Origin of the sequence: Agrobacterium tumefaciens (assembly GCF_005221325.1) — a bacterium.
GTDB lineage: Bacteria > Pseudomonadota > Alphaproteobacteria > Rhizobiales > Rhizobiaceae > Agrobacterium.
The window spans coordinates 2,056,131-2,067,991 of the sequence record NZ_CP039889.1; the positions used below are offsets into that span (position 1 = coordinate 2,056,131).

11 protein-coding genes are annotated in these 11,861 nt (G+C 60.4%); 7 read left to right on the forward strand and 4 right to left on the reverse strand.

Annotation, left to right across the window (positions count from 1 at the left end; translation table 11 throughout):
• The first annotated feature begins 67 nt into the window (after positions 1-67).
• Positions 68-913: an AraC family transcriptional regulator gene (locus tag CFBP5499_RS24380; RefSeq protein ID WP_080827749.1), complete on the forward strand. Its 846-nt coding sequence runs from the start codon at positions 68-70 to the stop codon at positions 911-913.
• Here the strand turns inward: CFBP5499_RS24380 and CFBP5499_RS24385 are convergent.
• On the reverse strand, positions 910-1,806 hold the full coding sequence (locus tag CFBP5499_RS24385; protein ID WP_173990249.1) for a helix-turn-helix domain-containing protein: 897 nt from the start codon (positions 1,804-1,806) through the stop codon (positions 910-912). The genes CFBP5499_RS24380 and CFBP5499_RS24385 overlap by 4 nt on opposite strands.
• An 86-nt stretch (positions 1,807-1,892) precedes the next feature.
• Here CFBP5499_RS24385 and CFBP5499_RS24390 point away from each other — a divergent pair, with 86 nt between their 5' ends.
• The 6 genes from CFBP5499_RS24390 (at position 1,893) to CFBP5499_RS24415 (ending at position 9,808) form a co-directional block, all read left to right on the forward strand.
• Entirely contained in the window at positions 1,893-3,164 is a 1,272-nt protein-coding gene (locus tag CFBP5499_RS24390; RefSeq protein ID WP_080827747.1) for an ABC transporter substrate-binding protein, read from the forward strand.
• 255 nt (positions 3,165-3,419) lie between these two features.
• Positions 3,420-4,280, forward strand: a complete 861-nt coding sequence (locus tag CFBP5499_RS24395; protein ID WP_080830093.1) for a carbohydrate ABC transporter permease — start codon at positions 3,420-3,422, stop codon at positions 4,278-4,280.
• Positions 4,277-5,113 carry a carbohydrate ABC transporter permease gene (locus tag CFBP5499_RS24400; protein WP_046800394.1) on the forward strand — a complete coding sequence of 279 codons (837 nt, stop codon included), beginning with the start codon at positions 4,277-4,279 and terminating at the stop codon, positions 5,111-5,113. The genes CFBP5499_RS24395 and CFBP5499_RS24400 overlap by 4 nt, the downstream gene beginning before the upstream one ends.
• Before the next feature lie 9 nt (positions 5,114-5,122).
• On the forward strand, positions 5,123-6,208 hold the full coding sequence (locus CFBP5499_RS24405; RefSeq protein ID WP_080827746.1) for an ABC transporter ATP-binding protein: 1,086 nt from the start codon (positions 5,123-5,125) through the stop codon (positions 6,206-6,208).
• A gap of 35 nt (positions 6,209-6,243) precedes the next feature.
• Entirely contained in the window at positions 6,244-8,247 is a 2,004-nt protein-coding gene (locus CFBP5499_RS24410) for an aldo/keto reductase (RefSeq protein ID WP_080827745.1), read from the forward strand.
• A gap of 328 nt (positions 8,248-8,575) precedes the next feature.
• Entirely contained in the window at positions 8,576-9,808 is a 1,233-nt protein-coding gene (locus CFBP5499_RS24415) for a M24 family metallopeptidase (RefSeq protein WP_080827744.1), read from the forward strand.
• An 8-nt stretch (positions 9,809-9,816) separates the two neighbouring features.
• Here CFBP5499_RS24415 and CFBP5499_RS24420 read toward each other — a convergent pair whose 3' ends face one another.
• The 3 genes from CFBP5499_RS24420 to CFBP5499_RS24430 form a co-directional block, all read right to left on the reverse strand.
• A complete protein-coding gene (locus tag CFBP5499_RS24420; protein WP_003499912.1) occupies positions 9,817-10,134 on the reverse strand; it encodes a cupin domain-containing protein in 318 nt (105 codons plus the stop codon).
• Positions 10,135-10,186: 52 nt separating this feature from the next.
• Entirely contained in the window at positions 10,187-10,924 is a 738-nt protein-coding gene (locus CFBP5499_RS24425) for a FadR/GntR family transcriptional regulator (RefSeq protein WP_080830092.1), read from the reverse strand.
• Positions 10,925-11,022: 98 nt separating this feature from the next.
• Complete coding sequence (locus CFBP5499_RS24430; RefSeq protein ID WP_080827743.1) at positions 11,023-11,820, reverse strand: NAD-dependent epimerase/dehydratase family protein; 798 nt, start codon at positions 11,818-11,820, stop codon at positions 11,023-11,025.
• Positions 11,821-11,861: the final 41 nt, after the last annotated feature.

The following is an 11,861-nucleotide window of genomic DNA, read 5'->3' on the forward strand; positions in this document are numbered from 1 at the left end:
CGCTTTTATTCATATTGTTTCTGGCCTGCATCTGTGTTCTGGACGAGTTTCTTTGTGAGTGGGCCAAATGACAAAAATCAAGTCGTTGATCTACGGCTCCTTCTCGGCCGAAGACCACAACTATATGCTAAACCTGATCGACGGCACCAACGAACCGGTGCTGGCGCTTTGCCGCACCTATTCCAAGGGACATCTGGGGCCGGTCCACAGCCATCGCCGGACGCAGATCTGGTACGCGCATCAGGGCGTCGTCCTGGTCAGCACCGCAGATGGCCGCTGGATGATACCGCCCGGACACGGGCTTATTATTCCCGCCGGGCTGGAACACGAATCGGAGACTATCTCGACGGTGGAAATGCATTCGATCTATGTTCATCCCGACCTGTTTCAGGCGGAGGTGCCAAGGGTGGTGGAAATCACCGCACTTGCCTCCAGCCTGATTGCGGAATTGCTGAGCGAAGAGCATCAACCGGTCGCTTTCCATCGGCGCGGTCTGGTGCGGGCGCTGTTGCTGGACGAAATCAACCGTCTGCCGGAACGCCCGCTGGGATTGCCATTTCCCGGCAATCAGCGCCTTGCCGGATTGTGCCGCGATTTCCTGAACAGGCCTGTGGCGCGGGTGGAGATCGACGACTGGGCAGCCGCCATGGGCATCAGTCGGCGCTCGTTTACACGGCTGTTCCGCAAGGAGCTGGGGGTGAGCTTCGTCACCTGGCGGCAGCAGGCCTGTATCTTCGCCTCCCTGCCAAGACTGGCGGCCGGCGAAGCGGTGACGAATGTGGCGCTGGATGCGGGCTATGAAAACATACCGGCCTTCACCACCATGTTCCGGCGGATGCTGGGCAGTTCGCCGCGAGCTTACCGTCATGCGGCGAGGCAGCGTAGTGCTGCTTTCGCCGATAGCGAAGATTAAGCCGCAGCCGCCCGCATGTCGCGGCGGAAATCGGAAGGTGACATGCCTGATATCTGGCGGAACGCCTTGTTGAAGGCGCTGACGGAGCCGAAGCCGCTTTCCATGGCAATCTGCAGGATATTGTCCTTGCCGGTCATCAGCATTGCCTGCGCGCGGGAAAGCCGGAGCAGGGTCAGATATTTGATCAGCGTCATGCCGGTGGATTTGCGGAACAGGTTCATCGCATATTTCGGATGCAGCGAGGCGGCGCGGGCAATTTCCGTTGCATCGATGTCATCGAGGAAATTGGCGGCGATGAAGTCGCACATGCGGACAACGCCGATGGAGGGCGCCATGCCCTCGTCATCCTCCCTGCGTTTGCCATTGGCGGCAGACGATATGACGGAATAAGGTTCGAGAAACATCCGCTCTACCCGCAGCAGCAATTCCTCCACCGCGTGCTGCGCCTTTGCCGGATCGCCCGAGGTGACGTAACGGAACCAGCGGCCGAAATTTTCCGCATCGGCCCTGTCGGTCTCAGCGCTCACCATCGTCGCGCCACCCATCAGCTGGCTGGAGATAGCGGCCGGCAGGCGCATGCGAAAGAAATGCACGAGCGGTAGATGCGCGCCGGCATAAAAGGAATCGTCGGAGGAGCGGTCCATCTGATGCGGCTGGCCACCCCAGAAAATGCACATCTGGCCGGCCTCAAGCGTCAGTTCGTGGTCGCCCATGCGGTAATGTACCGATCCCGACATCACGTAATTCACCTCCACCTGCGCGTGCCAGTGGGGGCGAAGCATGATGGGCGGGTGGTTGTGGAATAGCTGAAGCGTTGTCGGCATGCCTTCGATGCTGCTCGCACCCGGCTGGTAAAAGGCTCTTTCAGCAATCTTACTTTCCGCCAAATCGATGTTCCCTTTTTACGAGACAGATTTTTCGCCGCCGCTAATGTGCCCATGTTCGCTGAAGAACGGCAATTGAAAAAGGGAGGTTTTCAATGTGCTTTAAATTTCTTGGCGCGTCTACGGCTATGCTGCTTCTTGCGGCCCCGGCTTTCGCGCAAACCGAGACCGTCACCATCTGGAGCTGGAATGTCGCGGCTTCCGCGCTGAAATCCACGGTCGAAGGTTTCAACAAGCAGAATCCTGACATCAAGATCGTTGTTGAAGACCTTGGAAACAATCAGGTTTTCGACAAGACGCTAGCGGCATGTGCGGCCGGTGGCGACGGGCTGCCTGACATCGTCACCGTCGAGAATTTCGAGGCGGAGCTGTTCTGGAGCCGGTTTCCCGATTGTTTCGCCAATCTGACCGAGCTTGGCTATACGCCTGAAAAACAGGCGCTTTTTCCCGATTTCAAGCGCACCGAGCTGGAAGTCGATGGCACCGCCTATGCTGTTCCGTGGGATTCGGGTCCGGTGGCGGTGTTCTACCGCCGCGACTTCTATGAGAAGGCCGGCGTCGATCCGGCCACAATCAAGAGCTGGGATGATTTCATTGCCGCCGGCAAGAAGGTCATGGCTGCCAATCCCGGCACCGTCATGGCGCAGGCCGATTTCAACGGTGACAGCGAATGGTTTCGCATGATCGCCAATGAGCAGGGATGCGGTTACTTTTCGACCGATGGCCAGAACATCACCATCAACAAGCCCGCCTGTGTCGCGACCCTTGAAAAGGTTAAGGAGATGAAGGATGCGGGCATCATCACGGCCGCGATCTGGGATGAGAAAATCCAGGCCAATACGGCCGGCAAGGCCGCCAGCCAGATGTATGGCGCCTGGTATGAAGGCACGGTTCGTTCCGGCTCTCCCGATCTTTCCGGCAAGTGGGGCGTTTATCCGATGCCGAGCCTGACGGCGGATGGTCCGCATGCGGCCAATCTCGGTGGTTCGTCGCTGGCGATCAGTTCGACGTCTCAGCATAAGGAAGCCGCGTGGAAATATATCGATTACGCACTCACCACCAATGAAGGGCAGGTGACGATGCTGAAATCCTTCGGCCTCGTTCCCTCACTGCTCTCAGCCATCGACGATCCTTTCGTCAAGGAAAAGCAGCCCTATTGGGGCGGGCAGGCGGTGTGGACCGATATTCTCGCCACCCTGCCGAAGATCGTTCCGAGCCGCGGCACGGCGTTCCAGTCGGATGCGGATGCGATCTACAAGGCGACGCAGACCAAATATTTCGCGGGCGGATATCCCGATGCGAAAGCAGCACTCGACGATGCAGCAAAGCAGATCGAAACGGCGACGGGTTTGCCGGTTGCGGAATAAGCCAGCGGTTTAGGGACCGAGCGTTGCCACGGGTTTCTTCTCCCCGAGGGGGAAAAGTCCGCCGCAGCGGGATGAGGGGGCGAGGGTAGCGATATTCGGTGAGCCAGCCCCCCTCATCCGACCCTTCGGGCCACCTTCTCCCCCTTGGGGAGAAGAAATAGGCCGCACCGCCTTGCAATGGTCTCGCCCTCAAACTGGGGCAGGCCTCCAAGCTTTTCCATTTATCCGGCCATCATCCGGCATATGGAGGTCGTCATGCCGTCCAGGAACAGGATCGCTTATGCGTTCCTCGCGCCCTATCTCCTGATTTTCGCCACCTTCTGGGTTTGGCCGATCATCAGCTCGTTCATGCTGTCGTTCCAGAACACGCGCATCAACCCGTGGCGGTTCGCGCCCTCGATGAACTGGGGGCGGCTGGTTTCCGATCCGGCCTTTTATAATGCGCTTTATAATACGCTGATCATTCTGGTCATTCAGGTGCCCGTGATGATCGCGCTCGCCACCGTCATGGCGGTGCTGTTGAATTCGCCGCTCCTGAAGGCGCGGCCGCTTTATCGTTTTGCCTTTTTTGCGCCTGTCGTCGTTGGCGAGGTCGCCTATGCGGCGGTGTTCCGGCTGATGTTCAGCGCCGATTTCGGCATCATCAACAAGCTCATCACCTCCGTCGGCCTTTCGCCCATCTCGTGGTTCGACAATGCCAATGCGGCCATGGCGCTTGTCATCATCGCCGTGACATGGCGCTGGGCGGGGTATAACGCCATCATCATCCTCGCCGGTCTGCAATCCATTCCGGGTGACGTTTATGAGGCGGCGACGCTGGACAAGGTGAGCAAGCGTCAGCAGTTCTTTTACATCACCCTGCCGATGCTCAAGCCCATCATCCTCTTTTGCGTCGTTCTGTCGGTCATCGGCACCATGCAGCTGTTTGCCGAACCCTTCCTCATCACCAACAGGGGCGGGCCGGGCGGCGGCACGGAGACGCTGGGGCTGTTCCTTTACCGGCAGGGCTTCACCTCGCTCAATTTCGGTTACGCCTCTGCCATCGCCTACACCATGGCGGCGCTCGCCATCGCCATTTCGCTGCTTAATCTCTGGGTCGGGAGGGAGCCGAAATGAGATCGAAATCGAGATCGCTTTTCTGGCAGAAGATCGCACTGCATGCGGCGCTGACGCCGCTTGCCATCATCTGGCTGTTTCCGCTGTGGATGATGTTCGTGTTCTCGACCATGCCGGATTACGGGATTTTCAGCCCGGACATTGTTCTGGTGCCGTCCACCAATTTCGTCGAGAATTTCAACAACCTGCAGGCGGATACGAATTTCCTCAGGGCCATGTTCATCTCGATCACCGTCGCCGTCATCTACACGGTTCTTTCGGTGTTTCTGACGTCGATGGCCGGCTGGGCGCTGGCGCGTTACCGTTTTGCCGGACGCGGGGTGGTGATCGCCATCATTCTCGGCACCATCACTTTGCCGTTTGCGGTTGTCGTCATTCCGCAATTCATCATGGTGGCGCGGGAATTCAAGCTCGCCAACACATGGGTGGCGCTGATCGTGCCGCCGCTCTTCAATTCGCTCGGCGTGCTGTTCATGCGGCAATCCTTCTCGATGATGCCGACCGAGCTTTTCGATGCGGCACGGGTGGAGGGCGTCAAGGAATGGCAGATCTTCCTGCGCATCGCCCTGCCATTGGCGCGACCCACCATGGCGGCGCTGTCGATCATTCTCTTCCTGGCCTCTTGGAACAATTACCTCTGGCCCCTTCTCATCAATTCCCGCCCAGGAATGATGACCGCACCCGTGGCGCTTGGCACCCTCATCGGGCTCACCAAAGTGTCATGGGGCGGCATCATGGCCGGGGCGGTGCTGCTCACCGCACCCATCCTCGTGGTCTTCGTGGCATTGCAGCGTCACTTCATCGCCGGCATTTCCGCCGGGGCAGTCAAGTAAGGGGGCCGCATGGCGGAACTTTCGCTCAACAACGTGGTCAAGCGTTACGGCGCGCTGGAAGTGATCCATGGCGCAAATCTGGAGGTAAAGGACGGGGAGTTCGTCGTTTTCGTCGGCCCCTCCGGCTGCGGCAAATCCACGCTTCTCAGAATGATCGCCGGGCTGGAAGATATTTCCGGTGGCGATATCGTGATTGGCGGCAGAACGGTGAGTGATGCCGACCCGGCCGATCGCGGCATTGCCATGGTGTTCCAGTCCTATGCGCTCTATCCGCATATGACGGTGGCCGAAAACCTCTCCTTTGGCCTTAGAATGAACGGCAACCCCAAGGCCGATACGCAAAAGCGGGTCAACCGCGCCGCCGAAATTCTGCAGATCAACGAATTGATGCAGCGCCGGCCGAAGCAGCTTTCCGGCGGCCAGCGCCAGCGTGTCGCCATCGGCCGCGCCATCGTGCGCGAACCGCAGGTGTTTCTGTTCGACGAGCCGTTGTCGAACCTCGATGCGGAACTGCGGGTGCAGATGCGCGTGGAAATATCCCGCCTGCACAAACAGCTCGGCACCACGATGATTTACGTGACCCACGACCAGACGGAAGCAATGACGCTGGCCGACAAGATCGTGGTGCTGCGGGCGGGCAATATCGAACAGATCGGCGCGCCGCTCGATCTCTATGACGATCCCGCCAACCGCTTCGTTGCCGGGTTCGTCGGTTCGCCGAAGATGAATTTTCTCGACTCTACCATCATCGGCAGTGGCGCGGAAAGCGTCACGCTCTCGCTCGATAGCGATCCCGCGGTGCGGCTGACCGTGCCCGTAAAGGACCGTTTGAACGAGGGCGCCAAAGTCTCGCTCGGCATCCGGCCGGAGCATTTTGCCGATGCGGGTGCGGGCGATGCCGATCTCACCGTGCATGTCGATGTCGCCGAGCATCTCGGCAATACCAGCTATGTCTATGCGCGCGCTCAAGGCGGCGAGCAATTGATCATCGAGCGGCCGGAATCGCGCGATGTCGGCAATCGCGACCGGCTGACGGTCGGTCTTTCCGCCCGCAAGGCTTTCCTTTTCGACAGCAAGGGCGAACGCCTGCGCTGATTTCTTCCCAAGCACCAATGTAAGACGAGGATTTCATGACGACCGAACAACCGATCCGCTGGGGCATCATCGGTCCCGGCACCATCGCGAAGACTTTTGCCGATGGTATCGCCCATTCCCGCACCGGCAGGCTGGAGGCCATCGCCACCCGCAATCCGGGCAAGCCCGGCCTTGCCGAGGCCTTCGCCGGCGCGCGCATCATCAAGGGTTACGACGCGCTGCTTTCCGATCCCGATATCGATGCCGTCTATATCGCCACACCCCATACCGGCCATGCCGAATGGGCGATCAAGGCGATCCGGGCCGGCAAGAACGTGCTGGTGGAAAAACCCATCGCGCTCTCGGCCTATGATGCCGACGCCATTTTCCACGAAGCGAAAAAGGCCGGCGTTTTCGCCGGCGAAGCCTATATGTATCGCCTGCATCCGCAGACGGCGAAGTTGCTGGAACTGGTGAAAGCCCGTGCGGTCGGTGATATCCGCATCATCCGCTCCAGTTTCGGTTTCAGCATGGGCTCATTCCGGGCCGATCACCGGCTGTTTGCCAATGAAACGGCGGGCGGGGGCATTCTCGATGTCGGCGGTTATCCGGTCTCCATGGTGCGGCTGATTGCCGGTGCAGTCGAGGACAAGCCCTTTGCCGAGCCGGAAAAGGTGGCAGGTGTGGCCCATCTCGGCCAGTCGGGGGTGGATGAATGGGCCTCGGCCGTGCTGAAATTCCCCAATGGCATCGTCGCCGAAGTCTCGTGCTCGATCATGGCGGCGCAGGACAATGTACTGCGCATCATCGGTTCGGAAGGCCGCATCGAGGTCAAGGATTTCTGGTTCGCTTCTGGCCACAAGGGCGGCACCGGCCGCATTGACATCATCCGCGGCGACAAGGTCGAGACCATCGAAGTGCCGGAGGATCGCTGGCTCTATTCCTTCGAGGTCGATGCGGCGGGTGAGGCAATCCGCCAGGGCAGAAACGAATTCGCTGCACCCGGCATGGCCTGGGCCGACAGCCTCGGCAACCTGCGGGTCATGGATCAATGGCGCGCCTCGGTCGGCCTTGAATATAGCGTCGAAAAGGCGACATCGCGCATCGCCAATATTGCCGGTGGCAAGGTTGTGGCCGGAAGTACGGTTCCGAAGCGGCAGATACCGGGCCTTGCCAAGCCTGCCTCCGTGGTCGCGCTGGGGTTCGAATTCTTCCCCAATTTCGCCTCCGCATCCCTGACGCTGGATGCCTATTACGAGGCGGGCGGCAATCTGTTCGATACGGCCTATGTCTATGGCGCGGGAAAGACCGAAGCGATTTTCGGCGATTGGCACACCAGCCGCAACGTGCCGCGCGAGGAGATCGTGCTGATCGGCAAGGGCGCGCATTCGCCACTCTGCTACCCGGATATGATCGCCAGGCAGCTCGATCAGTCGCTGGAGCGGCTGAAGACGGATTATGTCGATGCCTATTTCATGCATCGCGACAATCTGGATGTTCCCGTCGGCGAGTTCGTCGATGCCATGGATGCCGAGGTCAAGCGCGGCCGCATTCGCGGCATTTTCGGGGGCTCCAACTGGACGCGCGAGCGCATGGATGAGGCGGCCGCCTATGCTGAGAAAAACGGCAAACAGGCCCCGGGCGCGCTTTCCAACAATTTCTCGCTTGCCGAAATGCTCGATCCGATCTGGGCGGGCTGCGTGGCGGCTTCGGATGATGAGTGGAAGGAATGGCTAAAATCCCGCCAGATCCCCAACTTTGCCTGGTCCAGCCAGGGGCGTGGTTTCTTCACCGAGCGTGCCGGGCGGGACAAGCAGGATGACGAGGAGATCGTCCGCGTCTGGTATTCCGACCGCAACTTTGTTCGTCGCGACCGGGCAATCGAGCTTGCGCAGAAACTTCGGCGCCACCCGATCCACATCGCGCTCGCTTATGTCATCGCCCAGCCCTTCCCGGTCATCCCGCTCATCGGGCCGCGCACGATTGCGGAGCTGGAAGACAGTCTTTCGGCGCTGGATATCGCGCTGACGGCTGAGCAGGTGAAATGGCTGGAGGCGTGAAAGTAATGAGGCGGCGTGTTTTCCGCCGCCTCGTTTGGATAGGGCAAGAAGCCGCCGCGTGTTTCTTCTCTCCGGTCGGGGAGAAGATGCCCGAAGGGCAGATGAGGGGGCAACGTTGCCGGAATTCTGAGACCTCGCCCCTCATCCCGCTGCCGCGGACTTCTCCCCGGCGGGGAGAAGAAACAAGCGGCACCCGCTCGCTTCAACTGGCGACCTTCCCAGCCAAGTTGTTATCTTCCACTTTCCTTCCTCTCCCGGTGACTGCTAAAGCGGAGGTTCATACAACGCGCCGCGAAACACGGCAGGCAAACGATCTACCGGAGTTCCCATGGGCGATATCGACCGAAGCCGTGCGCAGCAGCTGATGCGGGAAGCCGATATCGATGCGCTGGTGCTGTTCCAGCCAGAAGCCTTCCGTTATGCGGTCGGCGCTCACGCCGGCGTGGCGACGATGTGGGGCAGGGCGGGTTCGGCGATTGCGCTGGTGCCGGCCGATGCCGGGGTGGGGCTCGCCGCCGTCGTCAGCGATCACGCCGCCCCGCTTGTCAGACGGGCCGCGCCTGATATCGATCTGCGTAGCCATCGTATCTGGATCGACATGGTCGATCTGTCCGGTGCCGAAAATGTCGAGCAGGTGGATGACGCTTATCGCCGCAACAATTCGGGTGGGCCGAGGCCGGAGACGTTTGACCGCGCCGCCTGTTTCAACCTTCTCGCGGATCTCCTGCGGGAGCGCGGTTTATCATCGGCGCGCATCGGTGCCGATCTCGAATTCATGCCGGCCGCCGATTTTTTCGCCCTGCGTCAGGCGCTTCCCGATATCGACTGGATTGATGGTTCGGCCGTGCTGCGGCGTCTGCGCGCGGTGAAATCCGAACGCGAGATCGAACTTCTGCGACGCGCGGCGGCGGCGGCTGAGGCAGGGCTGGTCGCAATGGCGGCAGCCGTCAGGCCGGGAGCGGCGCTTGGCGGGCTTTCCGCCGCCTGGAAGGCAGGCGCACAGGCACATGCCACGACATCAGGTTTTTCGCTGAGCGGACATTGGGACTACATATCAGTTGGACCCGCCTTGTCGGATATGGCGGCCGTGGTGACGCCGGGCGCATTGATCAAAGCCGATGTCGGCACGCTGGTCGATGGTTATTCCTCGGATGGCGCAAGAACCTTCTCATGGGGGCCGGTCTCGCCCTTGGCTACAGATATCTTCAAAGCGCTGGAAACGGCTTTTGTCGCCGGGCTGGAAGCGCTTCGTCCCGGCAACAGCTTCGGCGCGGTGCATGCCGCCATGCTGGCCTCGATGCGCGGGCAAGGTTTCGGCGAATATTATCGCGGCCATTTCGGCCATTCCGTTGGTGGCGGCGTCGGCATCGAGGAATGGCCGTTCTTTTCCCATGACAATGCGGAAATTATTCTTCCCGGCATGGTGGTCGCGCTCGAAGCGCCTTTTTATGGGGAGGGGCTGGGCGCGTTGATGATCGAGGATCAGTTCCTTGTCACATCGTCCGGCGCAGAGTGCATGAACAACCTGCCACGCACTCTCAGGGATTTATCCGCGAACTAAACGCCGGTTCAGAGAAAATCGTCGCGGCGCGGGGTGAAGCAGTCGATCAGCTCGCCCTCTTCCAAACACAGGCAGCCGTGCTCGATGTGGCCGGGCACGACAAGGCTGTCGCCCTTCTGAAGGTCATAGGCCTCGCCGTCGCGGTAAAAGCGGAAGCTGCCGCTGGCGACGTAAGTGGATTGCACATGCGGATGGCTGTGCAGTTTTCCCTCGGCACCGGTCTTGAAGCGGAAGGACACGACCATCAGCTCGGGCGCTTCGGAAAGCACGGTGCGTTCGACGCCATCGTCGGGTGAAACGGTGGGAAATGTCGGAAGCTGCTGCATGTCGTTCTCCTCAGTCTTGCAATGCGGTTCAGGGCGGTTCAGCTAAGCTGTCTCAGCGTGGTGCACGCAACATGGCGCGGTAACGCGTCTGGCTGCTTTTCAGGTGGTTGCGCATGGCGCTTCGCGCTTCCTCCTCATTGCCGTCCTGTATGGCGATCAGGATTGCTTCATGTTCGCCGACGAGACGGCTGAGATCATTGGGTGAAAGCACAGTTTCCGAGCCGTTTTCAGCGACAGCACGGCGGGGAATGACGGTGGGACCAAGCACCTGCAGAAATTCGCTGAAACGGGGATTGTTGGTCGCTTCGGCCACCGCGAGATGAAAGGCGAAATCGGCCTCGGCCGTCGGGCTGCCCTTGGCGGCGCTGGCGCGGAACGCGTCGAAAGCCTCGATGATCTTTTCCTCTTGCGCCGGGGAGCGGCGAATGGCGGCAAGGCCGGCGGCATCGCCTTCCACGGCGGTACGCAGTTCCAGCATTTCGATCAGTGAAGAGACGCGCGCAAGATCGACATTGTGAAACGGTCGTCGCTCCACGGGTGCCGGTTCCAGCACGAAGACGCCGGCGCCTTGACGCGGCTCGACGAGACCATCGGAGCGCAGCGAGGCGATCGCCTCGCGCACCACGGTGCGGCTCACGCCGAATTCCTGTGTCAGCTGCGCTTCGGAGGGCAGGCGGTCGCCGGTCTTGTAACGGCCCTTGGCGATCTGGCTGCGGAGTTCCTCGGAAACCTTCACCACAAGCGTTTTGGCTTGCGGAGCTGCCGGTTCGGAGGTTGTCGCTTTTGTCATCTTCATCGCCGTTCTAAAAAGTGTGCAGGATTGCGTCCGGATGTCCTCGATACGTTATTCGTGGCCCGGCTTGCAATCCCGCCATCTGCTCGGGAGGATCATGTTTCCTTGAAGATAGGGTTGTCGACGAACACGCCGCCCTGAAACCGCACCATGACGTCTTTCGGGTCCGGTTGTGGCGTTGTCTCGGCAATATGCTGCCGGAAGGCCTCGGCATTGTCCTTCGGTTTCCATCCCAGAAAGCCGAGATGCGAGTTGTCCCACCAGCCGGCGTCATTGGCCGACGCGCCCCACACAACCGGGCAGCCGAGCACCGGCGCGCGAAACACCGCCTCGATCAGCGACACGAAATCATCGTGCGAAAACCAGGTGGACAGCATGCGGTAATTGGTGGGTTCAGGGGTGCAGGAGCCGATGCGCACCAGCGCCGTCTCCTGCCCGAATTTCTCGAAATACATGCGGGCGAGGTTCTCGCCGAAACATTTGGAGACGCCGTAAAGACCGTCCGGTCGGACGGGAACGTCAGGACCGAGCCGCTCGGTCTGGGGATAATAACCGATCGTATGATTGGAACTGGCGAAAACGATGCGCGGCTGTCCGTGGGCGCGGGCGGCCTCATAGAGATTATAAAGCCCGATGATATTGCCTTGCAAAATCTGCTCGAAGGGCCGCTCCACCGAAATGCCGCCGAGATGCACGATACCGTCGCAACCGGCAACCATGGCATCCACGGCCGCCGCATCGGCAAGGTCGCATTGCACGCATTCCTCGTTCGGCCCGGCCGGATCGAGCGAGGAGAGATCGGCAAGGCGCACTATCTCCGCCATCGGCGCGAGGCGCTCGCGCATCACGCGACCAAGCTGGCCTGCCGCACCGGTAACAAGAAGCCGTTTCATCGCCATTCTTCCAAGCCTTTTCTGCGTCTTCGGTGTGGCCC

Bases quoted from the DNA above. Each gene is read 5' to 3' on its own strand.
- CFBP5499_RS24400 (WP_046800394.1), top strand. From the start codon at position 4,277: ATGAGATCGAAATCGAGATCGCTTTTCTGGCAGAAGATCGCACTGCAT.
- CFBP5499_RS24410 (WP_080827745.1), top strand. From the start codon at position 6,244: ATGACGACCGAACAACCGATCCGCTGGGGCATCATCGGTCCCGGCACC.
- CFBP5499_RS24405 (WP_080827746.1), top strand. From the start codon at position 5,123: ATGGCGGAACTTTCGCTCAACAACGTGGTCAAGCGTTACGGCGCGCTG.
- CFBP5499_RS24415 (WP_080827744.1), top strand. From the start codon at position 8,576: ATGGGCGATATCGACCGAAGCCGTGCGCAGCAGCTGATGCGGGAAGCC.
- CFBP5499_RS24425 (WP_080830092.1), bottom strand. From the start codon at position 10,924: ATGACAAAAGCGACAACCTCCGAACCGGCAGCTCCGCAAGCCAAAACG.
- CFBP5499_RS24380 (WP_080827749.1), top strand. From the start codon at position 68: ATGACAAAAATCAAGTCGTTGATCTACGGCTCCTTCTCGGCCGAAGAC.
- CFBP5499_RS24420 (WP_003499912.1), bottom strand. From the start codon at position 10,134: ATGCAGCAGCTTCCGACATTTCCCACCGTTTCACCCGACGATGGCGTC.
- CFBP5499_RS24430 (WP_080827743.1), bottom strand. From the start codon at position 11,820: ATGAAACGGCTTCTTGTTACCGGTGCGGCAGGCCAGCTTGGTCGCGTG.
- CFBP5499_RS24395 (WP_080830093.1), top strand. From the start codon at position 3,420: ATGCCGTCCAGGAACAGGATCGCTTATGCGTTCCTCGCGCCCTATCTC.
- CFBP5499_RS24390 (WP_080827747.1), top strand. From the start codon at position 1,893: ATGTGCTTTAAATTTCTTGGCGCGTCTACGGCTATGCTGCTTCTTGCG.